This is a genomic window from Staphylococcus argenteus (assembly GCF_000236925.1).
In the GTDB taxonomy this organism is placed as follows: domain Bacteria; phylum Bacillota; class Bacilli; order Staphylococcales; family Staphylococcaceae; genus Staphylococcus; species Staphylococcus argenteus.
The window spans coordinates 844205-870081 of record NC_016941.1 but is presented as its reverse complement, the minus strand read 5'-3'; the positions used below and the strand labels follow the sequence as shown (position 1 = coordinate 870081).

Genomic DNA, 25877 nt, shown 5'->3' with positions numbered 1-25877 from the left:
ATGTTATATTAACGCTCGAATAATTAGATAAATTCCTAGTAGTAACATTACAGTTCTCAATAGAGTTACTACTGTATCTGATTTAATGGATTGATTTACTTTTACGCCAATTTTTGCACCAAAGTAACTTGAAATAATTAAAATAATTGCATACCCCCAAGCAACATGGCCTTGAGCAATATGTCCAATAGAACTCATCACACTAGAAAAGAAAATCATCATCATACTTGTTCCAACTGCAACATGCGGTGGAAATCTAAATACAATAAGCATAAGCGGTGTCATTAGTGCGCCACCACCAATTCCAAATAATCCTGTTAGTATACCAATTAAAAACGTCGTAATAAAAGCAAACAAAGGCGGGACGCTGTAATGATATGTTTTACCTTTAGCATCTACATATGTCTTTTGATATTTTGGTTTATCAAATATTTTAAATGGTTTAATCTTATTTCTAATCATTAACAAAATAGCAACAAATATTAAAAAGATACCAAAGTATAAATTAAATGATTCGAACGTTAAATACCTACTAATAAAAGATCCTAGTAATGATCCAGGTAATAGTCCAAATAAAAATATCGAACCATTTTTTATATCTACTTGTTTCGTTTTCAAATAACCAAGTGATGAAGAAAGTCCTGTAACAATTAGAATGACTGATGATGTCCCAATAGCTACTTGCGTTGTAATACCGTGAAGTAATCCATGTTCAACGCCTAAATAAACCATTGTTGGCACGATAATTATACCGCCACCGATGCCAACAATTGATCCGATAATCGCTGATAATCCACCGATTAAAACTAATAATGTAATTGTTAATAACATAGTCGTCGCCTCTTAAAATAATTTTAATTGTTGTGGTGCTAATCCTTCATAATCTATATTTAATAATTGCTGGTAAGTTTTAGCATTATTCGCTGCGTGTCCACCAGAATTATTGTTAAATATGACATAAACTTTCTTAGCTTTCTGTTCCAAAATTTGTGCCTTTTGTGCTAAGTCTGTTAATTCTTGCTCATTATAATCATATAAATAGCGAACATCTCGCCATTCTTGGTCTGACATGTCTTTTTTTGTCCAACCATATTGGTTTCGTCCATGATAACGAACAAATGCAATTTCATTTGTAATTCGATTCACCAACGGGATACTACCTTCTTTTACTTGTGGCTCATCAACTACTGCATGTATAATTTCATTTTCAGTTAAAAATGCCAATGTTTGTTCTTTAAATGCATCACTAAACCAAGATTGATGTCTAAATTCAACACACATTGGAAATGATTGTAATTGTTGTCTTACATACAAAATGTATTTGATATTTTGTGCATTGCAATCAAACCAAGGCGGAAATTGAACCAGTACCATCGCTAATTTATGATGTGTTTGTAATGGTTCTAACATTTTCTTGAATTGCTCAAATAACTCTTGCCTCGTGTCTGCAAATGCTTTGTAATCAGCATGCAAAGTGAGTGCTTGATGAATTTTTACAACAAATTCAAATGTATCAGGTGTCTCTTTTATCCATTTCAATATATTTCTTTCTGGTTGTATCGCATAATATGTAGCATCTAATTCAACAACCGGAAAGTGTCCAGCATATGTTTTAAGTTTATCAGTTTGGCGTTCTAAATCTTCATATAATGAATAGTGATCACCCCAACCTGTTAATCCGATGTTTATCATTTATATCACCACTGTCATCATACCATATAACTTTTATCATAATCATTTCAACGAACTTCGGTTTGCTAATTGTGATTCTGCATATTCATACCAACAAATTTTAATCTGATGCTTTTGTTTCTTCTTGCTCATACCAACGAATTTCACCTTGATGCTTTTGTTTCTTTTTACTTTTATAAATGAACTGCAGCAACATGCTTTTGTTTCTTTTGATTTGTAAAATTAAAACGCAATCAACGAAATTGACAAGCGCTAAAATTGTAAGTCAGGCGCTTGTGGTTTTGTGGATTGCGATCGTTTATTTGTGTTGCATAATTTGATTTATTTGATTGATTAAGTTAGACATGATGGTGTTGGCGGGATGTGTAGTTGCTAGTCGTGGGCTTTGGCCGCTCCACATATGCGTTAACTCTTTGTCAGCAAGGTTTGCTGCGGCTTTTCTTATGCTACTTGTTAGTTCATTTTGTATTGGGTAGTCAGGGATGTCACCTTCGAATTGAGACATTTCTTCGATAAATCTATTGTTGATGCCACGTGCAAATTTTCCACTGAATGCTTTAGTTACAACAGTATCTGTTTCTTTACTATTTATTATTGCATCTCGCAAAAGTTTTGATGCTTTACTATCTTGTGATGTTAAAAATGCAGTTCCCATTTGTACACCTTCAGCACCTAAAATAATACTTGCAAGAATTCCTCTACCATCCATAATACCGCCTGCAGCGATGACTGGTATAGTCACAGCATCTACAATTTGAGGCACAAGTGATATCGTTCCAATCATAGGTACTTGTTTTTGAGTTTTTAAAAATGAACCTCGATGTCCACCGGCTTCACTTCCTTGTGCAACGATAGCATCCATACCTGCTTTTTCATTCGCGATAGCCTCGTCAACACATGTTGCTGTCCCGACAAGTTTAATATTCGCTTCTTTCAATCTATTAATAATTTTTTCACTAGGAATCCCAAAAGTAAAACAACAAACAGGTACTTGTTTTTCTATAATTGTATCTATATGACATTTAAATTGCTGTTCTTCCGTAATTTTTACAACGGGTTCTTCTAAATGTAATGCACGTCTATAAGGTTTTAACCATGCATTCATGTTATCGATTTGCGAACTTGTATATGATTGATGACTTGGTACAAAAATATTCACACCAAAAACATTTTTAGTTAATTCTCTTACTCGGTCTATTTCTTCGTCTAACTGTTTCGTATTAAAATAACCTGCGCCAATGGTTCCTAATCCACCACTATTACTTACAGATGCTACTAGTTGTGGCGTAGTGCTTCCCGCCATACCTGCTTGTATAATTGGATATTTAATATTTAACATTTGAGTAAGTCGGTTCATATTCCACATAGTTGTTCGCCCCTTAGATTGAAATGTTACGTTTTTTTCGCTGTTGGTATTGAATTTGTTGTCTAGAAAGTTTTTCTTTTTCTTTTTTATCCATCTCGTCCTCAATTTCCATACCTAACAATTCTTCAATTAAATCCTCATGTGACACAATCGCTTCAGTTCCACCAAATTCGTCTAATACAATAGCTAAATGTTTTCTAGAAATTGTCATCTTACGTAATACCCACTCCGCTTTGTTATGTTCATTCACAAATAATGGTTTAGCTGAATAGTTTGTAATTTGATTTTCTTTATTATTACTCCAAGCTAATAAATATTTAGAATGAAACACGCCAATGATGTTATCTATATCACCTTCATACACCGGATATCTTGTGTAAGGTTTATTCATAACCGTTTCATAAACTTCTTCATATGTCGCATTTGATGCAAATGCAGTCACATTAACTCTTGGTGTTGTGTCGACATCTTTAACTTTTAAATTTTCAAAATTAATAACACCTTTTAGTCTATTTGTCTCAATTTCATTTAAAGCACCCTCGTGCCCTGCAATTGCTAACATCGTTTTAAACTCTTCTTTAGAGAATTGATGCTCTTGTGGTTGTCCTTTTGATAAACTTCGATTAATACTGTCTGTTAATTTATTTAAAAGTAGTGTAATTGGACGAAATACAAACACACAAATATTGATAACCGGATATACAAGCCTCGTTATTTTGTCCGGAAATGTTGCTGCTACAGACTTTGGAATCACTTCAGAAATCAAAATGATAACAACAGTTAAGACAGCTGATGCAATTCCAACACTGATGCCCCAGCGTAATGCCATAATAGTTACAAGTGTTGGTAGCAATATATTTGCGACATTATTCCCTATTAAAATTGTTGTAATGAACTCACTTGGTTTCTCTAGTAACCTTACAATGCCTTTCGCTTTTTTATCACCTTTGTCAGCTTCTGTTTTAAATTTAGTTTTATTTGCAGCTGTTAATGCAGTCTCACTTCCTGAAAAGAAAAACGAAATAAATATCAATATAATTATGGCAATGATCACGTGTGTCGTCTCCTTATTGTCATATCTTATTTTTGTTGTAGTTACTTAATTCCCGACGTTCTAGTTTAATAAACCATATAAAATTCATTATATATAATACTTTTATTAATAGTAACTAAAATGCCTTTTACGAAAGATTCTAATATGACGAGGTTTAGTGCTTTAATCTGAATGTAGTATAAATATTTGTGGAATTATTTAAACAGAATTCACATGATAGTCATTAACTTTGAATAAAGTTATACTAGAGATGATTATTGAAGACAGTAGGAATTTTACTTTTAAGTAAACTTATTTAAAATTCTCGCTAAAGAAAGAAGGATTAACATGTATTTTGTTTTAGCAATATTTACAATCATTAGTGCCAGTGTAAGTTTAGGTTATTCAATTCGAGCATGTGCATCTAGCCATAATATAAATGCTTATTATGCACTTAGTCGAAGCTTACCTTTATTTTTATTAGCTGTTTTTTCTTTAGTCATTCATAGTGCTATATTTTTGATAACTATATCCATTGCAATGATTTTAGTTCAATTTTTAGATGCGATTGTTGGTTATAAAAGTAAAGATGTCTTTAAAACTTACGGTCCATTAGCAACATCTGTAGTGAACTTAATATTATTAATAGTTTTCTTATTTTAACTCACTTATACATCGAAACTTAATCGAACTATTATCGAATTATCTTTAAAGAATATTTGATGTAGTTTTCAATTAATTTAATAAAGACCATCACTCTAATGCCACAATCATGTTGTATTTGTGTTGTCGCTTTATCCACCATCAATGATTTTTTTACATCAATCAAAAAATCGAACTGATAAATAAGTACAAAGCTTATCTATCAATCCGATTTAGTTATAAAACCAAAAAAGCCACATAAATGTGGCTTTTTGTTATATTCAGTATCAAAATGGTATCAATAACCATTTTCGGTAGTTAAGAATAGCTTAACAACGCGGTTTAAAGCTATCCAATACTACCTTCCATTTCGAATTTGATTAAACGGTTCATTTCTACCGCATATTCCATTGGAAGTTCTTTTGTAAATGGTTCGATGAATCCCATAACAATCATTTCTGTCGCTTCTTCTTCAGAGATACCACGACTCATTAAATAGAATAATTGTTCTTCAGAAACTTTTGACACTTTAGCTTCATGCTCTAATGAGATTTGATCGTTGAATACTTCATTATATGGAATTGTATCTGAAGTTGATTCATTATCTAAGATTAACGTATCGCATTCAATGTTAGAACGCGCACCTTTTGCTTTACGTCCAAAATGTACAATACCACGGTAAATAACTTTACCACCATTTTTAGAAATAGATTTAGAAACAATTGTAGAAGATGTATTAGGTGCTTTATGAATCATTTTAGCACCGGCATCTTGAACTTGTCCTTTACCAGCGAATGCAATTGATAATGTACTACCTTTCGCACCTTCTCCTAATAGAACACAGTTTGGATATTTCATCGTTAACTTAGAACCTAAGTTACCATCTACCCATTCCATATTTCCATTTTCATAAACAAAAGTACGTTTCGTAACTAAGTTATATACATTGTTTGCCCAGTTTTGAATAGTTGTATAACGTACATGTGCATCCTTGTGCACGATAATTTCAACAACAGCTGAGTGTAATGAACTTGTTGTATATACTGGTGCGGTACAACCTTCTACATAATGTACAGAAGCACCTTCATCAGCAATAATTAGTGTACGTTCAAATTGCCCCATATTTTCAGAATTTATACGGAAATATGCTTGTAATGGCGTATCTAATTTAACATTTTTAGGTACGTAAATGAATGAACCACCTGACCATACTGCTGAGTTCAACGCTGCAAATTTATTATCTGCTGCAGGAATAACTGACGCAAAGTATTTTTTAAATAGTTCTTCGTTTTCTTGTAAAGCACTATCTGTATCTTTGAAAATGATACCTTTTTCTTCAAGTTCTTTTTCCATGTTATGGTAAACAACTTCTGATTCATATTGTGCAGAAACACCGGCTAAATATTTTTGTTCAGCCTCAGGAATCCCTAATTTATCAAAAGTTCGTTTAATTTCTTCTGGCACTTCATCCCATGAACGCTCAGCTTGTTCTGACGGTTTAACATAGTACGTAATGTCATCGAAATTCAATTCCGATAAGTCGCCACCCCATTGAGGCATTGGCATTTTATAAAATAATTTTAATGATTTAAGACGGAAATCTAACATCCATTCCGGCTCATTTTTCATGTTAGAAATTTCTCTAACAATATTCTCAGTTAAACCACGTTCTGATCTGAAAATGGAAACATCATCGTCGTGGAATCCATATTTATAATCCCCAACATCAGGTGCTTTTTTAGCCATTTCAATCACTCCTTAAAAATATATTTACAACGGCGTGCGTAAGTTTTTAATTCATGATGTAAATCATATTATAACAATGACATACTATCTTATAAAAGCGTCTAAACTTATTTTATGTCTTATGTCATTTTATCTTATGATTAACAGCATATTATTCTTCTTCAGTTGTACCTTCTGCTTTACCTTCTTTAGCAACAGTACCTTTTTCCAATGCTTTCCAAGCTAATGTGGCACATTTTATACGAGCAGGGAATTGTGAAACACCTTGTAATGCTTCAATATCTCCCATTTCTTCTGTAATCACATAATCTTCACCAAGCATCATTTTTGTAAATTCTTGGCTCATTTGCATTGCTTCACCAAGTGAATGACCTTTAACAGCTTGCGTCATCATTGATGCGCTTGCCATTGAAATTGAACAACCTTCACCTTCAAACTTAGCATCTTTAATCATGCCGTCTTCTATATCAAATGTTAGTCGAATTCGGTCACCGCATGTCGGGTTATTCATATCAACTGTCATAGACCCGTTATCTAATACACCTTTATTTCTAGGGTTTTTATAATGATCCATAATGACAGATCTATATAATTGATCTAGATTATTAAAATTCATAAGAGAAAAACTCCTTTGTTTGTTTCAAGGCATTTATTAACTGATCAATGTCTTCTTTCGTGTTGTATATATAAAAACTCGCTCTTGCTGTTGAAGACACATTTAACCATTTCATCAGTGGTTGTGCACAATGGTGTCCAGCCCGAACTGCGACGCCTTCTGTATCAACCGCTGTAGCTAAATCATGTGGATGAACATCTTGTAAATTAAATGTTATCACACCTGCGCGGCGATCTTTTGGTGGACCATAGATTTCAATTCCGTCAATCGCCGACATTTGTTCATATGCATATGTTGTTAATTCTTGTTCATATTGATGAATGGCATCAAAACCTAAACGTTCTAGGTAGCGAATGGCTTCTGCAAGTCCAATCGCTTGTGCAATTAATGGTGTACCCGCCTCAAATTTTGTAGGTAAATCTGCCCATGTCGCATCATATTTACTTACAAAATCAATCATGTCACCACCAAACTCAATTGGCTCCATTTTTTGAAGTAACTCACGTTTTCCAAATAATACACCAATACCAGTTGGGCCTAGCATTTTATGACCACTAAAACTATAAAAATCAGCATCCATATCTTGCATATCAAGTTTCATATGTGGCGCCGCTTGTGCACCATCAACACTTATGATTGCACCATGTTGATGGGCAACTTCAGCAATTGTTTTAACATCATTAATTGTACCAAGTACGTTAGATACATGTGCAATTGCAACGATTTTCGTTTTATCATTAATCGTTTGCTTTATATCTTCGATGTTTAATTCACCTTCAGCAGTCATTGGTATAAATTTCAATGTCGCATTTTTACGCTTTGCTAATTGTTGCCAAGGAACGATATTCGCATGATGCTCCATTTCTGTAACAACAATTTCGTCGCCCTCTTCAACATTTGCATCGCCATAACTATGGGCTACTAAGTTAATTGCTGCAGTTGTCCCTCTAGTAAAAATAATTTCTTCAAAGTACTTTGCATTAATAAAACGTCTTACTGTTTCTCTCGCATTTTCATATCCATCAGTTGCTAACGAACCTAAAGTATGAACACCACGATGGACATTAGAATTGTAGCGTCTATAGTAATCATCTAGAACATTTAACACTTGAACAGGTGTTTGACTTGTCGCTGTTGAATCAAGATATGCTAAACGTTTGCCATTGACTTTTTGATCTAAAATCGGAAAATCTTTGATTACTTCATTAACGTCAAATGAGTGTTCGGCCACTTCATTCACGACCTTTCTTAAATAAAAATCCTGCTTGTTTAAATACTACGTTGTAAAAGTTTCTCACCAATATCAACAGTTTAAATTTAATTTACAATAACTTATTTAGATACTTTACGTTCAATTACTTCTCTTAATTGACGTTTAACATCTTCGATAGGTAACTCACGTACTACTGGATCTAAGAAACCATGAATAACAAGTCGTTCTGCTTCTCTTTGAGAAATACCACGACTCATTAAGTAATAAAGTTGATCCGGATCAACACGACCTACTGAAGCCGCGTGGCCTGCTTGAACATCATCTTCATCAATTAATAAAATTGGATTTGCGTCTCCTCGTGCGTGTTCTGATAACATTAATACACGTGATTCTTGGTTTGCAATTGATTTTGTACCACCATGCTTGATATATCCAATACCATTAAACACAGACGATGCATGTTCTTTCATTACACCATGTTTTAGGATATAACCATCCGTTTCTTTACCATATTGAACAATTTTAGATGTTAAATTGATTTTTTGTTCGCCTGTTCCAACTACAACTGATTTAAGTGAACTTGTTGAACGATCACCATATAAATTAGTTGTATTATCAATAATTTGGCTTCCTTCATTCATTAAACCTAACGCCCAGTTAATTAAAGCATCCGCTTCTGTAATACCACGACGAATGATATGACCTGTAAAGCCTTTGTCCATGTAATCTACTGAACCATAAGTAATATTTGAATTTGCACCAGCAATGACTTCAGAAACAATATTCAATTGATTTCCTTCACCAGATGCATTTGATAAATAGTTTTCAACATATGTCACTTCAGCACTTTCTTCAGTAACAATAATGACATGATTATAGAAACTTGCGTTCTCATCATCATGTAAAACAACATATTGTACTGGATGTTCTACAACTACATTTTTAGGAACATAAACAAATACGCCACCATTAACTAATGCTGTATGTAGCGCTGTAATTCGATGTTCATCTATAGTTACTGCATCTTTCATAAAGTACTTTTGTACTAAATCACTATGATTTACAAGTGCATCAGCTAAACCTTCAATAATAACACCATCATTTGATGCATTATTATCAACTTGTGTAAATGCAATCGTATTGTTATGTTGAATTACTAAATTTTTTGATTGATCTACATCAATAATTTCTCTTACTGACTCAGGTAATTGTGATAAAGATTGATAAACATCACCTTTAACATCGTGTTCTTTAAAAGAATCAAAATCCCATTTTCTTAATTTTGTTTTATCAGGTTTTGGCATTTCTAAAGTTTCTGTTAATTTCAAAGCTTTTTTACGTAATTCTGTCATCCAAGAAGGTTCATTGTGGGCTTTAGAATAATCAACAAGTTGTTCTTCAGAAATGTTCAAAATATCAGTTGTCATAACTTTTTTCCTCCTACTTGATGAAATTTACTATTTCGAATAAATGTTCATTTTCATCATATATAGATGAACATCTCGTGGATATTGTATTAATAAGATTATTCAGCTGAACCGAACTCTTCTTTAACCCATTCATATCCTTCTTCTTCAAGACGTTTTGCTAATTCTGGACCGCCAGACTTAACGACTTTACCAGCATACATTACATGTACTTTATCTGGTGTAATATAGTTTAATAAACGTTGATAGTGTGTAATCATTAATGCACCAAAGTTTTCCCCACGCATTTGGTTAATGCCTTTTGATACAACTTTTAATGCATCGATGTCTAAACCTGAATCGATTTCATCTAAGATTGCAAATTTAGGTTCTAACATCATTAATTGTAAGATTTCGTTACGTTTCTTCTCTCCACCTGAGAAACCTTCATTTAAATAACGTTGAGCCATGTCTTTATCGATATCTAAAAAGTCCATGTTCTTATCTAATTTCTTAATAAATTGCATTAAGTTAATCTCTTGTCCTTCTTCACGTTTCGCATTAATTGCAGAACGCATGAAATCAGCATTTGTTACACCTGTAATTTCAGATGGATATTGCATTGCTAAGAACAACCCTGCTTTTGCTCTTTCATCAACTTCTAATTCTAAAATATTAACACCGTCTAAAAGTACTTCTCCTTTAGTTACTTCATAGCTTGGGTGTCCCATAATTGCAGATGATAAAGTTGATTTACCTGTCCCGTTTGGTCCCATAATCGCATGTATTTCATCAGTGTTAATTGTCAAGTTAACACCTTTTAAGATTTCTTTATCCTCAATAGACACATGTAGGTCTTTGATTTCTAATGTTGATGCCATTTTATATTCCCTCCGTAAAATATAAAGTTTTCTTAACTAGTTTATAATAATTTTAATTTGTAGTCAAAAAGACTTTGTAATAATGCGTTCAGTTAATTATAACTTACTTATACCTTAATATAAATAACTTAAACCCTTTTTATTATTTTTAGTAACTCTAAAGTACATCTCTAATTGACTCAGTTCAGAAGTATAAATGATAATCAGTACTCATAATTTCTCAATGGATTTTATGTTTTTAAAATATGTTATCATTTCACTAAAACATTTATGATATGGTATGATGCTATTTATGTTTTATTCCAATCGATAGAAAGGAGTTATTCATGCAACAGTTTAAATGGATTAATATTTTTAAAGGATTTGCTATGGGCACGAGTGATTTAGTACCTGGCGTTAGTGGCGGCACAATCGCTTTATTGCTAGGTATATACAACCAATTTATCGCTTCCATAAGCGGGATCTTTTCACGACGCTTTTGGCCAAGTTTCACATTTTTACTTCCTATTATAATTGGTATGTTATTAGCAATGGGATCACTAAGTAATCTTTTCAATTACTTATTAAGCCAGCATCACATACCTACTATGTTTTTCTTTGGTGGTTTAATTATAGGAATTGTCCCTTACTTATTGAAAATATCTAACTATAAGTCATCATTTACAGCAAAACATTATATGATGGTAATAACTGGTATCGTCATTTTAATTATTATTACTTTATTGAATAGTGGGGATAAGCACGCTGGTGAAACGCTGACGCTATCAACTGGTCTTATTTTTAAATATTTTATTGCGGGCATGTGTGCATCCAGCGCAATGTTACTTCCAGGTATTTCAGGTTCGTTTATGTTATTGGTATTTGGTGTTTATGGTACTGTCATGTTAGCTATTTCTGAAGTAGTTAAGCTTAATTTTGCCGGTATTCCTATATTACTTGCAGTCGGTTTTGGTGTACTTGCTGGTTTCATTTTTTCCAGTAAAATCATTCAGTATTTTTTATCACACCATACTTTGATGACTTTTGCGCTAATTATAGGTTTTGTTATCGGATCACTCCTTGCAGTATTTCCAGGCTTACCAACTAATATCACGATGTGGTTTGTTTCGATTGTCGTATTTATCATCGGTTTAATCGTAAGTTTGACTTTAGGTCGTATTACCGCTGAAAATGAATAACCATTCGCGAACAATTTTTGATTCACTTTTTCTCGTTAATTACTTTCAATGTAGGATTAAATTTTTATTGCTTACCATTGAAATTAGTTAACGAGTTTTTTAATTTAGACTCTTTCTTTCATTAAAATTAATATTAACTAAGTCATGGATGACAAAATTTCGTACACACACAGCAAAACCACCTAGCCGATATTTATACCGACTAAGTGGCATGCGTAGTGTATTAGGATTTAAAAGTAAAATTACTCGCCTTTGTTACCTTTTACTTTATCTATAAAATCAGTTGCTTTTTCTTTTGCATTTTCAACGAATTCTTTAGCTTTACCAGAAGCTTTATCTTCTTTACCTTCGTTTTCTAAATCTTTATTATCAGTAACGTTTCCTACTGTTTCTTTAACGTTACCTTTTGCTTGTTCAAATTTACTTTCGTCTGCCATAATGAATGCCTCCTTGAAATAAATGTTGTAATTTAAATTTACCCAATTAAAAAACGTCTAAACATTTAACTCAAATAATTTTGTGAAAATATTTAGCTTCATTATATAACGAGTGAAAAAAATTCAATGTAAAGTAAGCTAAATTACCGGTTATTACTTTACTGTTTAATAAATAATATACTTTATATTGAATATTGTTTAATTTTCATTGGAAATGTATAGCTCACAAAAAGCCCAGCAACTTGACGTTACTGAGCTTGTAATAAATTATTTAGCAGGAATGACTGCACCATTGTATTTTTCATTAATGAAGTTTTGAATATCTTTAGATTGTAACACTTCAATTAACGCTTTAATTTTCTTATCATCTTGATGACCTTCTTTAACTGCAATTAAGTTAGCATATGGATTATCTTTTGCACTTTCGACAGCAATTGAATCTTTTTTAGGATTTAGTTTTTGTTCGATTGCAAAGTTTGAGTTAATGATAACCGCATCAGCATCTTCGTTTTGATAAATTTTAGGTAAGAATTCTGCTGATTGTTTGTTATTGAATTTGATATCTTTTTTATTTTCAGTAATATCGCTGAATTTCGCGTCTTCAATTTTTACGCCTTTTTTAATTTTAATTAATCCTGCATCAACAAAGAATTTCAAGAAACGTCCTTCTTCAGCTGGATTGTTTGAAACATATACTGTAGCACCTTTTGGTAATTCTTTTAAGCTTTTATACTTTTTAGAATATACAGCCATTGGTTCTAAATGAACGTCTCCAGCACTTACTATTTTGTATCCTTTATCTTTTTTCTCAGTATTTAAATAAAGTGTATGTTGGAAATAGTTTGCATCGATTTCGCCTTTATCTAACAATTTATTAGGTGTCGTGTAATCGTTGATTGTTTTAATTTCAAGATCATAACCTTTTTTCTTTAATAATGGTTTCGCTTTTTCTAAAATTTCAGCATGCGGTGCTGGTGAAGCACCAACCGTAATTTTCTTGTCATCGCTACCGCCTTTATTTCCATTACCGCAAGCCGTTAATACAACTGCAAATGTTAATACTAATAAAAATCCAAATAATTTTTTCATAAAATGAAACCCCCAATTTATCGTTTATCAAGTTTATTTGTAAGCCAATCCCCAAAGAATTGGATTATAAATACAATAATTAAAATAAAAACTGTTGATACTAAAATGACATCATTTTGATTTCGAGTGAAACCAGTTAAGTATGCTAAATTACCTAAGCCACCTGCGCCTATAACGCCAGCAACTGCTGTCGAACCAACTAATGCAATCGCTGTAACTGTAATACCAGAAACTAATGCCGGCATTGCTTCGGGTAATAGAACCTTACGAATGACTGTCCAAGTGTTTGCTCCCATTGACCAAGCCGCTTCAATAACACCTTTATCAATTTCTTTAAAAGCAATTTCAACGAGCCTAGCATAAAATGGTGCCGCGCCTATAATTAAAGCCGGTAATGCACCTGTTGGACCACTAATTGTTCCAAGCACTAAACTAGTAAAAGGAATTAATAAAAGGATTAAGATAATGAATGGTATAGCTCTAAATAGGTTTACGATAAAAGATACAATTGTATAAAAAATTCTAGCACCTTTAGACTTACCTTTTGCAGATAAGAACAAAAGAACACCTAAGATGAGACCTAAAATAAAAGCAAATATAGTTGAAACGACAGTCATATATAGTGTCTCGACAATTGCAGTCCATACATCTGGCCACTGTACATTAGGCATTGTTATCATTTCATTAATAATATCGCTAAATGATTTACCCATGTCTTAACACCTCCACTTTAACTTGTCGCTCAATTAACTCTTTTTCGAATTTTCCAAAATCTTCATTTGTAATAAACGGAATTTGTAAAATTAAAAAGCCAACTGTTCCATCTTTTGTATTTTTTATATTAGCTTCTAAAATATTGATTTTGATATTAAATGCGCTGGATAAGCTTGAAACGATTGGTTCCGTAGTTGTTGAACCTGCAAAATTTAATCTAACAATATATGCGTCTTTGTCTAAGGGTTCTAAATCTGTTAGAGATGCTTCAAAATCATCATTTAAATCTTCTCTCACAAACCTCTTTGTTACTGCATGTTGAGGATTTTCAAATACATGTGTAACCGGTCCATGTTCAATCACTTTACCATTTTCCATAACAGCTACTTCATCACAAATACGACGAATAACGTGCATTTCATGTGTAATTAAGACTATTGTTAAGTTTTGTTGTTCTCTAATTTTTAATAATAGATCTAAAATTTCATCTGTCGTTTGAGGATCAAGTGCGCTTGTTGCCTCATCACAAAGTAAAACTGTCGGATCATTAGCTAATGCGCGTGCAATACCTACACGTTGTTTTTGTCCACCAGACAACTCCGAAGGATAAGCTTTTTCTTTCCCTTTCAAACCAACTAGCTCAATAAGTTCTAATGCTTTTCGTTTCGCTTTCCTTCTACGTACACCAGCAATTTCAAGCGGAAACATAATATTTTTAAGTACTGTTCTTGACCACAATAAATTAAAATGTTGGAAGATCATACTCACTTTTTGTCTTTTTTTCCTAAGTCCATTTTTAGATAATTGACCAATGTGATCTCCGTCAATAATGACTTCACCTGATGTAGGCGATTCTAAATGGTTAAACATACGTATCAAAGTACTTTTTCCTGCTCCAGAAAATCCAATGACGCCATATATCGATCCCGATTTAATCGATAAATTAACGTGATCTACAGCAAGTACTTGTTTATTTTTAGTCCGATATTCTTTGACGACTTCTTTTAACTCAATCACGTTTATTCCTCCCTGTGTTGCTATATAAAAATAAAAAATGCTTTCTCAAAATCGATAGAAAAATTGAGAAAGCAATAGAAGTATTGTTTCTCTCATCTTCAAAAGTCATAACTTTATGTGAATTGGCACCATTTCTATATAAGACGGTTGCCGGGCTTCGTAGGGCACATCCCTCCACCACTCTCGATAAGAGTATACGCATTATTTAATTTGTATTAATCCTAACACCTTAGTAAAATTTCGTCAATAACTATTTTAAATTTTCTAACAAATCAGTCACCGATTGAAATGCATAAATTCGTTTTACTTCTTTATCCTTATTCATTAATAATAAAATCGGCACTGACATAATTTGCATATCTTCACAAAATTGAGGATGAAAGTTTAAATCTATTTTAATTAGTGGTAACTTTAGTATTTCATTAGCAATATCTAACATTCTTTCTGAAACCTTACAGGTACCACATGTTGGTGTATAACCAAAGATTAAATGTTTTTCTTCCTCATAATGCGTCGTTACATCTGTGATGTCAATTGAATTATTCATTCGCTAAAACTAACCTTTCAGTATTTAAATTAGGTATGAGAGTTGATTCTTTCTTACAATTGAAACCATGTCTAGTAAGTACATTCGCCAAATATTTTTTAGGACAGTTAGCAACTTGACAATAGGTTTTATCTATAAATATATGTTCACTTTCGCTTAAATAGCGTTTAAACCATTTCCTTATGCGTTCTCCCTCATCATCAGAATCTGCTAACACATAAACTTGTTTCCCATAAAGCGATTCTATCATATCATCAATTTTATCTATACTCATCGTGCCATGCGTACAAATAATATTTACTGGTTCTGCAATGACTTGTTGAACTCTTTTTTTATCTGATTTTCCTTCAACAATTATTACCTTATTTACAATAGCCATAATCATCACCCTTTAAAAATCAATAAAAAACCTGTCACTGTATCATTTCACATTATTACCTTGAATAAAACATAAATCATAACAAATTTAAGCAAGCTTAATGTAATGATTACAAAATTAACACTTTTGGCTTTCAAGGACAATTTGCATAAGTAAAAACCTCACTTTTCAACAAGTAAGGTTTATTACTACATCTTATTAAAGTTAATCATTTTATTTACGACTGAGTTAACTGCAATCCCATGAATACATGTAATCATCAAACTTCATAGCCTCAAGATCGGTAGACTTAACTAAGATATTAGCAATACCTAGGTCACCCCACATAATCGAAGAACTACCATCTCTTGTGGAGTCAATTTGCAATAATACTCTATCATACATTTTCAGTTCTTGATCATTCGTTCTTGGATCTCTTTGATCAAAGTAAGGAAAACCACCAAGCTGATTAAATGGTTCTTTAGCAGTAAATGTGTTGCACACAGGTTCCATTAATTCATCATAATCACCAAACATTGATTCTAACTTAAAGGCTGGATTGACTTTATTCCACAATTCAAGGACGTCCTCATCGAACTTATAATCAGCACATGTAATTGTTTGATTCGTCAGCTTAAATTCTATAGAAAATGCCCCACTAAACGGTATATCTTCATTTTTTGAATCTATTGACTTCATATGTGATTGAATTTCTTCCAATGATAAATCGGTGATTGGCTCTTTGATATATACAAGTCTCGAGTTGATATTATTTTCCTTTAAATTCTCCGACATACCATACATCGGATCTTCTGAACTAATCCAAAACTGCAATATTCCTTCTTTTACAGGAAATAATTTTTGTTGTTCTGGAAGTTCACTCAAATTAATCTGCGCTAACAATATCATTGGCACTTCATTTTCATCCAATGGTATATCTTTAAAAGATTTTAAAAATGGCATTCCACCAATCTTACTCTGATTCAATGTTTCTTCTTTCATCTCTTTTAGATTCATTTCAATACATGGTAATACTGGTAAATTACCGTTTTCTACAGATTCTACGAAACGGTTATATGCTTCTTGCTCTTTTTTAGAAAGATGACTAACGTCTTGAATGTTTAGCATTTTAATTTCCCCAAATTTATATTTATAAAATAGCTTAATACATTATTTTCGTCATTCTTTAATAATAAAATGTAGCATTGTTTCAAATCATAGTACCTATTAAATTTATTTCGTATTATTTACTAACTCAGACCAAAAATTAACTCCTCAATATTAAATTAAGGAGTTACGTAGTGATTATTCACCAATCATTTCTGCATATTTTTCAGCTGTTAATAATGCTTCAAGCTGACTTTCATCACTAATTTCTACTTTTACCATCCATGCTTTTTCGTATGGAGATTCATTCACAAATTCGGGACTATCTTCTAGTTCTTCGTTAACTTCAACTACTTTACCAGAGATTGGCGCATATAATTCTGATACAGTTTTAACTGATTCTACGCTACCAAACGTATCCCCTTCATTAATTTCATCATCAGTTTCAGGTAATTCAACAAATACAATATCACCTAACTCGCCTTGCGCATATTCTGTGATTCCGATTGTTGCAACGTTTCCTTCAACTTTAACCCATTCATGCTCTTTTGAATATTTCAATTCATTTGGTACTGCCAAGAGAATCCCCTCCTAATTGTTCTTTACAACATTAATGATGCCATAAGGCTAGATGCTATTCAACTATATTTATAAAAATTAACAATTGCATAGCTTCTTTCATTTTACATGTAATGTTTCTAAATATCGAGACATTTAGTAAACGATTACATTATTATTACGCTAACCAAGTCTCTTTATATTGATCTTCTTTAAATCCTAACGTAATTTTATCACCTAAAATAGCTAATGGACGTTTTACTAACATACCGTCTGATGATAACAATTCTAATTTTTCATCGTCAGATAACGTTTGTAATTTATTTTTTAAGTCTAGTTCACGATATTTTGCACCATGTGTGTTAAATAATTTATTAATCTCAACACCTGTTTCAGCAATAATTGTTTTAAATTCATTTATTGTAGGTGTATGTTGAACAATATCAATTGGTTCATAACTTACGCCATATTCAGCTAAAAACTTTGCTGCCTTTTTACAAGTTGTACAATTTTTATATTGATAAAATTTAATCATGCGACTGTTACCTCCTTTATATATTTAACATAAATATATCATTTTCCATGGCAAAAGGCTTTTATTTTGAGGCTAAAATTTTTTAATAAACAAGAAGTTTAGCTATAATAAAATTATCAAACTAACAAGAGGAGCTGTAACTATGCAAGCAATTAAAAGTAATGAAGAATTCAAATCTGTAATTAACAGTGATAACCCAGTGATTATTAAATTTGAGGCAGGCTGGTGCCCTGACTGTCGTGCAATGGATATGTGGATTGATCCAATTGTAGAAAAATATAATGACTACGAATGGTATACCGTTAATCGCGATGAATTAGAAGATGTAGTAGTTGAAAACGAAGTCATGGGTATCCCTAGTTTATTAGTATTTAAAAATGGTGATAAAATTGCACATTTACATTCAGCTAATGCAAAATCTCCTGAACAAGTGGAATCATTTTTAGCTGAAACATTTAAGTAGTAATATTGCTGAATACAGACAGTATTTACAAAATAATAAAAAGCTGAGACAACTGTGTAATGAAGCCCTAATTAGTATGAATTCTAACATTTAGGCGCACATTACCGCGTCTCAGCTTTTTCTATATCTTACCTTATTAATATAAAGTAATTAAATTTCTGTTTTTACGAGGTGCTTTAGGCATATGGTCTTCTAAATCTGTTAAATACAAGAATCCGGCTAAAACCTCATCTTTTTTAATTCCTAATGTTTTTCTTACTTTCGGATCATAAATATATAATGGTGATTTCCAACATGTACCAATTCCCGCTTCATAAAGTAATAACATTAAATTTTGAGTATACGCACCAAATGCAAAATAGTTTTCATCATTTTGGCGTTGTCTTGGGTCAGTTTTTAAAATAAGTAGTAACATGCCACCAAGGTTCGTTACTGCCTCGTAATGAGATTGTTGTTTATCTAATTCATTGGGAAATGCAAATTTAGATATATCTTTACTCATTTCCCCTAATCGATCCTTTGGAACATGCACAACTCTCCAAGGTTCCCTCATTCCGTGATTTGGAGCATCAGCAGCCTTTTCGATTGCTTGGTATAGCAATGCATCATCTATGTGCATATCTCTTTTAAACTTTTTCACACTTCTTCTATTAGCTATTGCTTGTTGTAATTCCATTATAAAATCGCTCCTCCACGAACAATGATAATACTTCTCAATTATAAAGCAGCCTATCTTTAAAAGCAAACGACTTACATCTTATAAATAGAATGATACTTGTTCTTTTAAATCAACCACATCAACTTGACCTGGTGCTTGAGGCTCTCCTATGCACCCATATGTCAACGCACCACCAAAGATTCCCTGAGATGTTCTGCTTATTAACCCGAGTTTAGACATAGATATGCCTACTACTTTACAATTCATCGTATCTGAAAAAGTAACCATAGCTTGTAATAAATTTAAGACGTCGTTTTTATTATGTGGCATAACTGCTAACTTTACATACTCTGGATTAAACTTTTGCATTTTAAAATAAATGAATTGTAGTTCATCTAAGGTCGGTGTCTCATCAAAATTATGATGTGAAATTATCACTTCTTTATTCTGACCTTGCAACTTTTTAATGACTTGCTGAAAACGTTCAATCTCAATTTCCTTTTCCCATTCAATATCAACCATATCTATCTCTTTGACATTAGCCAGTGATGACAATAAATTCATATATGACTCGCTTGTAATTTCGCCGCTTCCACCTTGTTTTGTCGTACGATATGTAACTAAAACTTTATTTATTTTTGGTAATGTTTTTAGTTTTATAACTAATTTTGAGACGTCATCAACTGAAATATTTTCAAGTTGGTCAATCCGAAGTTCAATAATGTCAATTGCATCACTGCGTTTATTTATTTGTTTTTGTAAATTCTCATCAATTTGAATTTGCGGTGCGATAGTAGCAACCACTTCCACTGCCTTCATGGTAAATCCCTCTTTTCAGTCGCTCATTATATTTCATTGTAAACAACTACTTTTCATCATTCAATAATACGTTACTAAAATCAATGAAGATTACCTAATATTAATTTGGGTATAGCATAAACGTAATTTATTTTAGGAGGTCATAGCGATGGCAATACAATATGAAACAAAAGCTACCAATATCGGTGGTCGTAAAGGTCATGTTTATACAGATGATTATGCATTAGATATTGATATCATTCCACCAGCACAAGCAGATGGAAAAGCAACAAATCCTGAACAATTATTTGCTGCAGGATATGCATCTTGTTTCAATGGTGCGTTTGACCTAATTTTAAAACAACACAAAATTCGTGATGCAAAACCAGAAGTAACAATAACTGTGAGATTAGAAGATGATTCCAATTCCGAAAGTCCTAAATTAAGCGTTGCAATAGAAGCTACAGTTAAAAATGTATTATCTCAAGATGAAGCTAAAAAATACTTACAAATGGCACATGAGTTTTGTCCATATTCAAAAGCTATTCACGGAAATGTAAATGTAGATTTAAATGTAAGTATAGTAGATTAATAAATTTAGACTTAATAGATACAAATGTAATATTTCACATAATTTTCACATTTACCAACCAAATTTTTTCGGAAATTTTTGGTTGGTTTTTTCGTTAAGATTAGCATAGTAAATTCATATTAATTTTAATAAAAAACAAAGCATTATTGATGGTTTTATAATGGTACCGGTTCCAATAGTGGCATGGGTTTTGCCAATTTTATATTACTTCGAAGATGAAAATTCTAATCGCTGGAGTATTCATTTTAAGCAAAGACTTAAGCAGAATTTAAATTAAATTAATTCTCAATTTACAAGAATGTGCATTTAAATCAGTGATTGCAAAATTTTAATAAACATTTTAATATGTAATTAAGAAATTTTTTTAGCACAAAATCTTTCTTAATAATGATTAAGGAGGTCAGTAATGAAAATTAAAACATTAACAAATGATGATTTTAATGAGTATAAACGACTCGTTTCGACAGTCAAAGAAGAATTCACTCAAGATTCACATTATAGTCAAACTATGACTGACACCTTAATACATGACATTTTAGATGAAACTTTACCGACATGTATCGTCTTTGGCTGTTATGACCGTAACACACTCGTTGCTACGGCTACGCTAGAACAAATTCGATATGTAGGAAAAGAGCACAAATCATTAATTAAATACAACTTTGTTAACAATAACGATAAATCGATTAATAGCGAGCTCATTAATTACATCATTAGCTATGCACGACAGAATAACTTTGAATCTGTACTTACATCAATTGTATCAAACAATATAGGTGCAAAAGTTTTTTATAGTGCTCTTGGATTCGACATTCTCGGTTTTGAAAAAAATGCAATTAAAATAGGCAATTCTTATTTTGATGAACATTGGCTTTTTTATGATTTGATTAATAAGTAATTCAGTTTTATATTTATATATTTCTTCATTTCTAATAAATTCAAATCATAAAAACAAAACCAATCCATTCTAAACTGCTCTTATATTGAGCAGTTTTATTTTATTTGATATGCTTTGATTATATATATTTTCAGAATTTTCAATACTTTAAAGGGGATTATTCTTATGCTTTCTGCAATTCTTCATGGTTTTATCTTATCGATTGGACTTATCTTGCCATTAGGAGCACAAAATGTGTTTATATTTAACCAAGGTGCAAACCAATCGAAATATAGATATGCATTACCAGCAATACTTACAGCTGGTCTGTCTGATAGCTTATTAATTAGTATTGCTGTTATTGGTGTATCTATCATAATTATGTCGATGCCCATTCTACAAGCTATTATTTATGTAATTGGTTTAATATTTTTACTGTATATGGCTTGGACAATTTGGAACGAAAAACCTTCTATGAACAACCAAGTAAAAGCGATGTCACCAATGAAGCAAGTTAGCTTTGCCTTGTCCGTATCACTACTAAATCCTCATGCGATATTAGATACGATTGGTGTCATTGGTAGTAGCGCCGCTCTTTACAATGGCATTGAAAAAATTGCATTTACTACCACGTGTATAAGTGTTTCATGGCTTTGGTTCTTTTTACTTGCAATATTAGGTAAATTCGTCGGTTCTATCGACAAAACTGGTAAATTATTATTAATTATCAACAAAATTTCAAGTGTCATCATTATAATTGTGGCTCTCATCATTTTACAAAAATTGCTGCAACTAGTATTTTAAATTTCAGTCTCATTAAAAAGCGTTACATCAAAGACTCGAACTTGTCTATGTGTAACGCTTTACTTATTATAAATTTGGATCAATCAACTCTTCAAAGCTAAAAGTTCCATTGTCATATTTAAATTTTAAAATATTACAATTACCTATATTATGTTTCAATGCCTCATTTTTATCTAGGCAATATCTTAGAAACACCCCAATAATTGTTCCATGACTCACTACCAATGCATTATCCTTTGTTTGAGACATCAGCTCATGCAAAGCTTTAACTATACGATCCTCAACATCTTGCTTTGATTCACCTTTAAAAGGAACGATGCGATCTCCGAATAAATCCTCAGGTTTGTATAAATTATCAAATAGATATACAGACTCACCTTCAAATAATCCAAAATGCCATTCTTTTAGCCCTTTTAATCGTTGATATGATTGATTAGGAGCGACATTTTCAAGTGTGTCACTTGCACGTTCTTGTGTTGATGATGCATATAAATCGAAGTTTATCCCCTTGCTTTCAAAATAACTACGTGCTTTTTCAGCTTGCAAAATCCCCAATTCTGTTAATGGGGAATCTCCAAATCCTTGTATTAGTCCCTTAAAATTAAACAAAGTTTGACCATGGCGCATTAAATATAACGTTTTAGCCAACAATAACACCTCTTCAATAAAAAGTATTGATAGCTCAAAATATATTATCTTTTTATTAAAATGAGTACCAAATATATTAAACCATTATTTAAACTTTTTTTACAGTGAAAAGCATAGGATTTTAATATACATATTTTGAAAAGTGACTATGATTTTGGTTTGAAAGATTATTATAATGGGTAAAATGCAATGGAGAATACAGAATCTTAAAGGAGTGAGTATTTATGGATAATCATAATCAATGTAATTATGTGAATCCAAAAAATGTTTCACTTGACTGGGAATGTTTTATAATTAGCAAAAGTGAAATGTTGTTAGATGGTGTACCAAATGAGCTTATCAACACTTGGTTAGATAAAGACATTATTACACCATTTTCGATAAGAAATGATGAAATAAACTTTAAAACAAAAGATATTTGGGATGCACTAATTCATCATAATTGGTATTATTCAAATTAATTTATCATATATAAGCTTATAGCTCTGTTTGTAATTTCAATTAATTGATGGTCTTTGTAGTGAGACAAAACATAAGTTCTAATGACTTGATGACTTTCTTCTAAGCGTGGGAATGCTTTATCCTCATAAACATAATTGGCTAACATACCAAAAGGTGTATTATCGTTTTGAAAGCTCATAATGAAATTGTAAAATGTCATAAGAATTGCCCCCTTCATTTATTGCGTGCTTTTTAAAGCGTTGTTATTAATCTTATCAGAAAACTCATATTTGTAAATGTGCAAAAGTCATTTTGCACATTTTTTATTGTTCAATTTTAGAAAAATTTAACGTAATATACAAAAGTCCTAGCATTTGAATGCTTTTTCAACCTAAAATGATTGGTTATTCCCTATTTTATTTAATAAGTACGCTCAATTAACCAACTTTAAAATTGAGCAAATAATATTTTAAAAATAACTTTACTTTTTATTTACCTTTTGCAAAATAGTGTTATGATATTCAATAAGAAGCTATATTTATATTAGTAGGTGTCAATCATGAAAAACATTCAATTAAATGCTATAAATTTAGTTATAACAATCATATTTGCTATCTTTAACATTATGATTACATATAACAAAGATTTAGATGATTTATGTTGGCTCCTGCCTGGCATTATCATTTGCGGTTCGATACTCATTGTATCGTTTACCATTGCAATGATTACTAAATTCTGGTTAAGTGAAATATTATTTTTTATTAACATCGTGCTCGTTCTTTATTATATTTATCCAATTTTTTATGATTTCATTAATTAACGATTACGACTTATAAGGAGGGTTTCACATGACTTTACATTTTGCAATTTTATTTTGGCTAGCATTAATTTTTATCGTTGCTGGTACATTTATATTTGTCTTAATGAAAAAAACTGCTAAAGAATCTAAAAAAGAATCTTATTTAAGCTTCGCTGTTATTTTCTATATTTTTGGATTCGCAATGCTAATTTATACATTAATATTTGGAATTCTTTAAATGAATGTATAATATGAACAGCCAAGGACATTCACTATTGATGTCTTTGGCTGTTTTTATATTCTTAATAGACTTTTTATAGCATCTTACTTTAATATATGTATTAAACATATTTAGGCAGTGGAAAGGAAATGATAAAAAGACACTAATGATTTATTATGTATTCCCTTCTCGCACATTATTGTAAGCTGACTTTCCGTCAGCTTCTGTGTTGGGGCCACCCCAACTCGCATTGCCTGTAGAATTTCTTCTTGAAATTCTCTGTGTTGGGGCCCCACCCCAACTCGCATTGCCTGTTGAAATTGGGGGCCAATTTCTCTATGTTGGGGCCCCTGTAATTGAAATAAGCTTGTTGCAAGTGTATTTTCATTCGGTCAACTGCTGCGAATATTATATTGTATAGCCTAGGGCATTGATTTATGTCTCATGCTCGTTTCGATTAATTACATACATTTTTTCAACAAGGAGCTTTTAAGTGAAATTTATAAAACATACAATTATTTTCCTCTTATTATTCATTGTTATATCCCCTATTGATGCACCTTCAACTATTGCAGATAATAAATATAAAGAAATAAAAGATGATCATTTTAAATTACAACCTGGTGACATAATTATCACTAAAGGTCCTGTTATGTGGGGATTCTTTGGTCATAGTAGCATAGCCATTGATGATAAGACCATTTTACAGATTGAGGGTCCAGGTGATAAACCTACAACACAATCCTTTGAATCATTTAAATATATATATGCTAGCGGTAAAAACGACTGGATGAAAGTCTATCGCTGTACTTATCCTGGAGCTGGTAAAAAAGCAGCTGACTGGGTTAAGAAAAACTATGAAAATACAAATCATCGCTATCTCGTTACATTAAATTTAAATAGCAAGAACTTCACGTATTGTACGAAAATAATTTATCAAGGTTATAAATTTGGCGTTAGTGAAAAATCTGTTAAAAGTCATGGATTATTAATAATTTCTCCGTACGCTATAAAAGATAATTTTACAGAACCATATCGCTTAAAACTTGTAAAAACATATTAAAACAATTTGCAGAACATGGTTAATTTAGTTTGTATTTTTCAATAAATTGGGTATAACATATAAACGATATTTCAGGAGGCCCAAGATTTTGAATGAACTTACAAAAGAACAAAAATATACGATAGCTAAATTTTATAAATTATATATTGAGCGCTCAAATAACGGTGATACAGAGTCTAAGGCTAACTATTTTGGTGATGCTAAAAATACAAGGGAAGATTATTTTTGTGATAGGGACTATAAAGACTTTTATGCTAATTGCATAGTTTTAATTGAACAAGACTACCTGCATGGAGATATTGAAGAAGATAATATTTTCAACCTATCAATATTAACTAAAACATTTATCGAAATTGAGCAAAGTTTTGGTTGATAACTA

Annotated in this window: 33 protein-coding genes, 1 pseudogene and 1 riboswitch; of the genes and pseudogenes, 11 read left to right on the top strand and 23 right to left on the bottom strand. The window is 31.7% G+C overall.

Annotation, left to right across the window (positions count from 1 at the left end):
* Positions 1 to 3: 3 nt before the first annotated feature.
* The 4 genes from SAMSHR1132_RS04070 to SAMSHR1132_RS04055 all read right to left on the bottom strand — a co-directional run bounded on the left by SAMSHR1132_RS04070 (position 4) and on the right by SAMSHR1132_RS04055 (position 4112).
* A complete protein-coding gene (locus SAMSHR1132_RS04070) occupies positions 4 to 831 on the bottom strand; it encodes a sulfite exporter TauE/SafE family protein (RefSeq protein ID WP_000927622.1) in 828 nt (275 codons plus the stop codon).
* Between the two features lie 12 nt (positions 832 to 843).
* The gene (locus SAMSHR1132_RS04065) at positions 844 to 1692 is read right to left on the bottom strand and encodes a DUF72 domain-containing protein (protein WP_000608121.1); all 849 of its coding nucleotides are present in this window, start codon (positions 1690 to 1692) and stop codon (positions 844 to 846) included.
* 298 nt (positions 1693 to 1990) lie between these two features.
* Positions 1991 to 3058 carry an NAD(P)H-dependent flavin oxidoreductase gene (locus SAMSHR1132_RS04060; protein WP_000267311.1) on the bottom strand — a complete coding sequence of 356 codons (1068 nt, stop codon included), beginning with the start codon at positions 3056 to 3058 and terminating at the stop codon, positions 1991 to 1993.
* Between the two features lie 13 nt (positions 3059 to 3071).
* Entirely contained in the window at positions 3072 to 4112 is a 1041-nt protein-coding gene (locus SAMSHR1132_RS04055) for a hemolysin family protein (RefSeq protein ID WP_000582343.1), read from the bottom strand.
* A 327-nt stretch (positions 4113 to 4439) separates the two neighbouring features.
* Between SAMSHR1132_RS04055 and SAMSHR1132_RS04050 the strand changes: the two genes are divergently transcribed.
* Complete coding sequence (locus SAMSHR1132_RS04050) at positions 4440 to 4754, top strand: hypothetical protein (protein WP_000274037.1); 315 nt, start codon at positions 4440 to 4442, stop codon at positions 4752 to 4754.
* Between the two features lie 5 nt (positions 4755 to 4759).
* On the opposite strand, the pseudogene SAMSHR1132_RS04045 reads toward SAMSHR1132_RS04050, so the two are convergent.
* From SAMSHR1132_RS04045 to sufC, 6 genes and pseudogenes are all read right to left on the bottom strand, one after another.
* Positions 4760 to 4899 (bottom strand): annotated as a pseudogene (locus tag SAMSHR1132_RS04045) (hypothetical protein).
* Positions 4900 to 5081: 182 nt separating this feature from the next.
* Positions 5082 to 6479, bottom strand: a complete 1398-nt coding sequence (gene sufB, locus SAMSHR1132_RS04040; protein WP_001074400.1) for a Fe-S cluster assembly protein SufB — start codon at positions 6477 to 6479, stop codon at positions 5082 to 5084.
* A 151-nt stretch (positions 6480 to 6630) separates the two neighbouring features.
* A complete protein-coding gene (gene sufU / locus SAMSHR1132_RS04035) occupies positions 6631 to 7095 on the bottom strand; it encodes a Fe-S cluster assembly sulfur transfer protein SufU (protein WP_001010511.1) in 465 nt (154 codons plus the stop codon).
* On the bottom strand, positions 7085 to 8335 hold the full coding sequence (locus tag SAMSHR1132_RS04030) for a cysteine desulfurase (RefSeq protein ID WP_072291984.1): 1251 nt from the start codon (positions 8333 to 8335) through the stop codon (positions 7085 to 7087). Before SAMSHR1132_RS04030 ends, sufU begins: the two co-directional genes overlap by 11 nt.
* 92 nt (positions 8336 to 8427) lie before the next feature.
* Positions 8428 to 9735, bottom strand: a complete 1308-nt coding sequence (sufD, locus tag SAMSHR1132_RS04025; protein WP_000205565.1) for a Fe-S cluster assembly protein SufD — start codon at positions 9733 to 9735, stop codon at positions 8428 to 8430.
* A 98-nt stretch (positions 9736 to 9833) separates the two neighbouring features.
* Entirely contained in the window at positions 9834 to 10595 is a 762-nt protein-coding gene (sufC, locus tag SAMSHR1132_RS04020; RefSeq protein WP_000168845.1) for a Fe-S cluster assembly ATPase SufC, read from the bottom strand.
* A 326-nt stretch (positions 10596 to 10921) separates the two neighbouring features.
* Between sufC and SAMSHR1132_RS04015 the strand changes: the two genes are divergently transcribed.
* Positions 10922 to 11773: a DUF368 domain-containing protein gene (locus tag SAMSHR1132_RS04015; RefSeq protein ID WP_001183842.1), complete on the top strand. Its 852-nt coding sequence runs from the start codon at positions 10922 to 10924 to the stop codon at positions 11771 to 11773.
* A gap of 242 nt (positions 11774 to 12015) precedes the next feature.
* On the opposite strand, the gene SAMSHR1132_RS04010 is transcribed toward SAMSHR1132_RS04015, so the two are convergent.
* The 9 genes from SAMSHR1132_RS04010 to SAMSHR1132_RS03970 all read right to left on the bottom strand — a co-directional run bounded on the left by SAMSHR1132_RS04010 (position 12016) and on the right by SAMSHR1132_RS03970 (position 18135).
* The gene (locus tag SAMSHR1132_RS04010; protein WP_000752915.1) at positions 12016 to 12210 is read right to left on the bottom strand and encodes a CsbD family protein; all 195 of its coding nucleotides are present in this window, start codon (positions 12208 to 12210) and stop codon (positions 12016 to 12018) included.
* Between the two features lie 267 nt (positions 12211 to 12477).
* Complete coding sequence (locus tag SAMSHR1132_RS04005) at positions 12478 to 13299, bottom strand: MetQ/NlpA family ABC transporter substrate-binding protein (protein ID WP_000732321.1); 822 nt, start codon at positions 13297 to 13299, stop codon at positions 12478 to 12480.
* A 17-nt stretch (positions 13300 to 13316) separates the two neighbouring features.
* Complete coding sequence (locus tag SAMSHR1132_RS04000; RefSeq protein ID WP_000520228.1) at positions 13317 to 14012, bottom strand: methionine ABC transporter permease; 696 nt, start codon at positions 14010 to 14012, stop codon at positions 13317 to 13319.
* Positions 14005 to 15030: a methionine ABC transporter ATP-binding protein gene (locus SAMSHR1132_RS03995; RefSeq protein WP_000571224.1), complete on the bottom strand. Its 1026-nt coding sequence runs from the start codon at positions 15028 to 15030 to the stop codon at positions 14005 to 14007. Before SAMSHR1132_RS03995 ends, SAMSHR1132_RS04000 begins: the two co-directional genes overlap by 8 nt.
* A gap of 89 nt (positions 15031 to 15119) precedes the next feature.
* A riboswitch (SAM riboswitch) is annotated at positions 15120 to 15223 on the bottom strand.
* A gap of 57 nt (positions 15224 to 15280) precedes the next feature.
* Positions 15281 to 15577, bottom strand: coding sequence for a thioredoxin family protein (locus tag SAMSHR1132_RS03990; protein WP_001065631.1), 297 nt, complete (start codon positions 15575 to 15577; stop codon positions 15281 to 15283).
* The gene (locus SAMSHR1132_RS03985) at positions 15570 to 15956 is read right to left on the bottom strand and encodes a toprim domain-containing protein (RefSeq protein WP_001018958.1); all 387 of its coding nucleotides are present in this window, start codon (positions 15954 to 15956) and stop codon (positions 15570 to 15572) included. Before SAMSHR1132_RS03985 ends, SAMSHR1132_RS03990 begins: the two co-directional genes overlap by 8 nt.
* A 228-nt stretch (positions 15957 to 16184) precedes the next feature.
* Positions 16185 to 17063, bottom strand: a complete 879-nt coding sequence (locus SAMSHR1132_RS03980; RefSeq protein ID WP_000932203.1) for a YwqG family protein — start codon at positions 17061 to 17063, stop codon at positions 16185 to 16187.
* Between the two features lie 177 nt (positions 17064 to 17240).
* Positions 17241 to 17621: a glycine cleavage system protein GcvH gene (gene gcvH / locus SAMSHR1132_RS03975; protein WP_000290488.1), complete on the bottom strand. Its 381-nt coding sequence runs from the start codon at positions 17619 to 17621 to the stop codon at positions 17241 to 17243.
* A 157-nt stretch (positions 17622 to 17778) separates the two neighbouring features.
* Positions 17779 to 18135: an arsenate reductase family protein gene (locus SAMSHR1132_RS03970; protein ID WP_000589547.1), complete on the bottom strand. Its 357-nt coding sequence runs from the start codon at positions 18133 to 18135 to the stop codon at positions 17779 to 17781.
* A 142-nt stretch (positions 18136 to 18277) separates the two neighbouring features.
* Between SAMSHR1132_RS03970 and SAMSHR1132_RS03965 the strand changes: the two genes are divergently transcribed.
* On the top strand, positions 18278 to 18598 hold the full coding sequence (locus SAMSHR1132_RS03965) for a thioredoxin family protein (RefSeq protein WP_001147950.1): 321 nt from the start codon (positions 18278 to 18280) through the stop codon (positions 18596 to 18598).
* A gap of 136 nt (positions 18599 to 18734) precedes the next feature.
* Here the strand turns inward: SAMSHR1132_RS03965 and SAMSHR1132_RS03960 are convergent, their stop codons facing one another.
* Positions 18735 to 19274 carry a nitroreductase family protein gene (locus SAMSHR1132_RS03960; protein WP_000422916.1) on the bottom strand — a complete coding sequence of 180 codons (540 nt, stop codon included), beginning with the start codon at positions 19272 to 19274 and terminating at the stop codon, positions 18735 to 18737.
* Positions 19275 to 19355: 81 nt separating this feature from the next.
* A complete protein-coding gene (gene aroD, locus SAMSHR1132_RS03955; protein WP_000648667.1) occupies positions 19356 to 20075 on the bottom strand; it encodes a type I 3-dehydroquinate dehydratase in 720 nt (239 codons plus the stop codon).
* 148 nt (positions 20076 to 20223) lie between these two features.
* On the opposite strand from aroD, the gene SAMSHR1132_RS03950 reads away from it, so the two are divergent.
* The 3 genes from SAMSHR1132_RS03950 (at position 20224) to SAMSHR1132_RS03940 (ending at position 22327) form a co-directional block, all read left to right on the top strand.
* A complete protein-coding gene (locus SAMSHR1132_RS03950; RefSeq protein WP_001007646.1) occupies positions 20224 to 20646 on the top strand; it encodes an organic hydroperoxide resistance protein in 423 nt (140 codons plus the stop codon).
* 406 nt (positions 20647 to 21052) lie between these two features.
* Positions 21053 to 21544 (top strand): GNAT family N-acetyltransferase, encoded by a 492-nt coding sequence (locus SAMSHR1132_RS03945; RefSeq protein ID WP_000695603.1) that lies wholly within the window; start codon positions 21053 to 21055, stop codon positions 21542 to 21544.
* Positions 21545 to 21709: 165 nt separating this feature from the next.
* Positions 21710 to 22327 carry a LysE/ArgO family amino acid transporter gene (locus tag SAMSHR1132_RS03940; RefSeq protein ID WP_000947286.1) on the top strand — a complete coding sequence of 206 codons (618 nt, stop codon included), beginning with the start codon at positions 21710 to 21712 and terminating at the stop codon, positions 22325 to 22327.
* Between the two features lie 66 nt (positions 22328 to 22393).
* Here the strand turns inward: SAMSHR1132_RS03940 and SAMSHR1132_RS03935 are convergent, their stop codons facing one another.
* Positions 22394 to 22975 carry a histidine phosphatase family protein gene (locus SAMSHR1132_RS03935; RefSeq protein ID WP_001140698.1) on the bottom strand — a complete coding sequence of 194 codons (582 nt, stop codon included), beginning with the start codon at positions 22973 to 22975 and terminating at the stop codon, positions 22394 to 22396.
* Between the two features lie 224 nt (positions 22976 to 23199).
* Between SAMSHR1132_RS03935 and SAMSHR1132_RS03930 the strand changes: the two genes are divergently transcribed.
* Positions 23200 to 23436 (top strand): hypothetical protein, encoded by a 237-nt coding sequence (locus SAMSHR1132_RS03930; RefSeq protein ID WP_000368686.1) that lies wholly within the window; start codon positions 23200 to 23202, stop codon positions 23434 to 23436.
* On the opposite strand, the gene SAMSHR1132_RS03925 is transcribed toward SAMSHR1132_RS03930, so the two are convergent.
* Complete coding sequence (locus tag SAMSHR1132_RS03925; protein WP_000145167.1) at positions 23433 to 23636, bottom strand: sterile alpha motif-like domain-containing protein; 204 nt, start codon at positions 23634 to 23636, stop codon at positions 23433 to 23435. The two genes, SAMSHR1132_RS03930 and SAMSHR1132_RS03925, sit on opposite strands and share 4 nt — an antisense overlap.
* Before the next feature lie 339 nt (positions 23637 to 23975).
* Between SAMSHR1132_RS03925 and tsaA the strand changes: the two genes are divergently transcribed.
* The 4 genes from tsaA to SAMSHR1132_RS03900 all read left to right on the top strand — a co-directional run bounded on the left by tsaA (position 23976) and on the right by SAMSHR1132_RS03900 (position 25871).
* Positions 23976 to 24236, top strand: a complete 261-nt coding sequence (tsaA, locus tag SAMSHR1132_RS03920; RefSeq protein ID WP_000790107.1) for a type II toxin-antitoxin system antitoxin TsaA — start codon at positions 23976 to 23978, stop codon at positions 24234 to 24236.
* A 28-nt stretch (positions 24237 to 24264) separates the two neighbouring features.
* Positions 24265 to 24453: a type II toxin-antitoxin system toxin TsaT gene (gene tsaT / locus SAMSHR1132_RS03915; protein ID WP_000172413.1), complete on the top strand. Its 189-nt coding sequence runs from the start codon at positions 24265 to 24267 to the stop codon at positions 24451 to 24453.
* A 475-nt stretch (positions 24454 to 24928) separates the two neighbouring features.
* Complete coding sequence (gene lnsA, locus SAMSHR1132_RS03905) at positions 24929 to 25498, top strand: lipoprotein N-acylation protein LnsA (protein ID WP_000668727.1); 570 nt, start codon at positions 24929 to 24931, stop codon at positions 25496 to 25498.
* Positions 25499 to 25586: 88 nt separating this feature from the next.
* A complete protein-coding gene (locus tag SAMSHR1132_RS03900; RefSeq protein WP_001004396.1) occupies positions 25587 to 25871 on the top strand; it encodes a hypothetical protein in 285 nt (94 codons plus the stop codon).
* The last annotated feature ends 6 nt before the right edge of the window (positions 25872 to 25877 follow it).

What these genes read in the sequence shown, in the direction of transcription:
- SAMSHR1132_RS04070 (WP_000927622.1), bottom strand. Translation starts at nt 831, where the DNA reads ATGTTATTAACAATTACATTATTAGTTTTAATCGGTGGATTATCAGCG.
- SAMSHR1132_RS03980 (WP_000932203.1), bottom strand. Translation starts at nt 17,063, where the DNA reads ATGCTAAACATTCAAGACGTTAGTCATCTTTCTAAAAAAGAGCAAGAA.
- sufU (WP_001010511.1), bottom strand. Translation starts at nt 7,095, where the DNA reads ATGAATTTTAATAATCTAGATCAATTATATAGATCTGTCATTATGGAT.
- sufB (WP_001074400.1), bottom strand. Translation starts at nt 6,479, where the DNA reads ATGGCTAAAAAAGCACCTGATGTTGGGGATTATAAATATGGATTCCAC.
- SAMSHR1132_RS03985 (WP_001018958.1), bottom strand. Translation starts at nt 15,956, where the DNA reads ATGGCTATTGTAAATAAGGTAATAATTGTTGAAGGAAAATCAGATAAA.
- SAMSHR1132_RS03925 (WP_000145167.1), bottom strand. Translation starts at nt 23,636, where the DNA reads ATGACATTTTACAATTTCATTATGAGCTTTCAAAACGATAATACACCT.
- sufD (WP_000205565.1), bottom strand. Translation starts at nt 9,735, where the DNA reads ATGACAACTGATATTTTGAACATTTCTGAAGAACAACTTGTTGATTAT.
- SAMSHR1132_RS04015 (WP_001183842.1), top strand. Translation starts at nt 10,922, where the DNA reads ATGCAACAGTTTAAATGGATTAATATTTTTAAAGGATTTGCTATGGGC.
- SAMSHR1132_RS03960 (WP_000422916.1), bottom strand. Translation starts at nt 19,274, where the DNA reads ATGGAATTACAACAAGCAATAGCTAATAGAAGAAGTGTGAAAAAGTTT.
- aroD (WP_000648667.1), bottom strand. Translation starts at nt 20,075, where the DNA reads ATGAAGGCAGTGGAAGTGGTTGCTACTATCGCACCGCAAATTCAAATT.
- SAMSHR1132_RS04050 (WP_000274037.1), top strand. Translation starts at nt 4,440, where the DNA reads ATGTATTTTGTTTTAGCAATATTTACAATCATTAGTGCCAGTGTAAGT.
- tsaA (WP_000790107.1), top strand. Translation starts at nt 23,976, where the DNA reads ATGAAAAACATTCAATTAAATGCTATAAATTTAGTTATAACAATCATA.
- sufC (WP_000168845.1), bottom strand. Translation starts at nt 10,595, where the DNA reads ATGGCATCAACATTAGAAATCAAAGACCTACATGTGTCTATTGAGGAT.
- SAMSHR1132_RS04065 (WP_000608121.1), bottom strand. Translation starts at nt 1,692, where the DNA reads ATGATAAACATCGGATTAACAGGTTGGGGTGATCACTATTCATTATAT.
- SAMSHR1132_RS04010 (WP_000752915.1), bottom strand. Translation starts at nt 12,210, where the DNA reads ATGGCAGACGAAAGTAAATTTGAACAAGCAAAAGGTAACGTTAAAGAA.
- SAMSHR1132_RS03990 (WP_001065631.1), bottom strand. Translation starts at nt 15,577, where the DNA reads ATGAATAATTCAATTGACATCACAGATGTAACGACGCATTATGAGGAA.
- SAMSHR1132_RS04000 (WP_000520228.1), bottom strand. Translation starts at nt 14,012, where the DNA reads ATGGGTAAATCATTTAGCGATATTATTAATGAAATGATAACAATGCCT.
- SAMSHR1132_RS03950 (WP_001007646.1), top strand. Translation starts at nt 20,224, where the DNA reads ATGGCAATACAATATGAAACAAAAGCTACCAATATCGGTGGTCGTAAA.
- SAMSHR1132_RS03940 (WP_000947286.1), top strand. Translation starts at nt 21,710, where the DNA reads ATGCTTTCTGCAATTCTTCATGGTTTTATCTTATCGATTGGACTTATC.
- SAMSHR1132_RS04005 (WP_000732321.1), bottom strand. Translation starts at nt 13,299, where the DNA reads ATGAAAAAATTATTTGGATTTTTATTAGTATTAACATTTGCAGTTGTA.
- SAMSHR1132_RS03965 (WP_001147950.1), top strand. Translation starts at nt 18,278, where the DNA reads ATGCAAGCAATTAAAAGTAATGAAGAATTCAAATCTGTAATTAACAGT.
- SAMSHR1132_RS04060 (WP_000267311.1), bottom strand. Translation starts at nt 3,058, where the DNA reads ATGTGGAATATGAACCGACTTACTCAAATGTTAAATATTAAATATCCA.
- tsaT (WP_000172413.1), top strand. Translation starts at nt 24,265, where the DNA reads ATGACTTTACATTTTGCAATTTTATTTTGGCTAGCATTAATTTTTATC.
- SAMSHR1132_RS03945 (WP_000695603.1), top strand. Translation starts at nt 21,053, where the DNA reads ATGAAAATTAAAACATTAACAAATGATGATTTTAATGAGTATAAACGA.
- SAMSHR1132_RS03970 (WP_000589547.1), bottom strand. Translation starts at nt 18,135, where the DNA reads ATGATTAAATTTTATCAATATAAAAATTGTACAACTTGTAAAAAGGCA.
- SAMSHR1132_RS03930 (WP_000368686.1), top strand. Translation starts at nt 23,200, where the DNA reads ATGGATAATCATAATCAATGTAATTATGTGAATCCAAAAAATGTTTCA.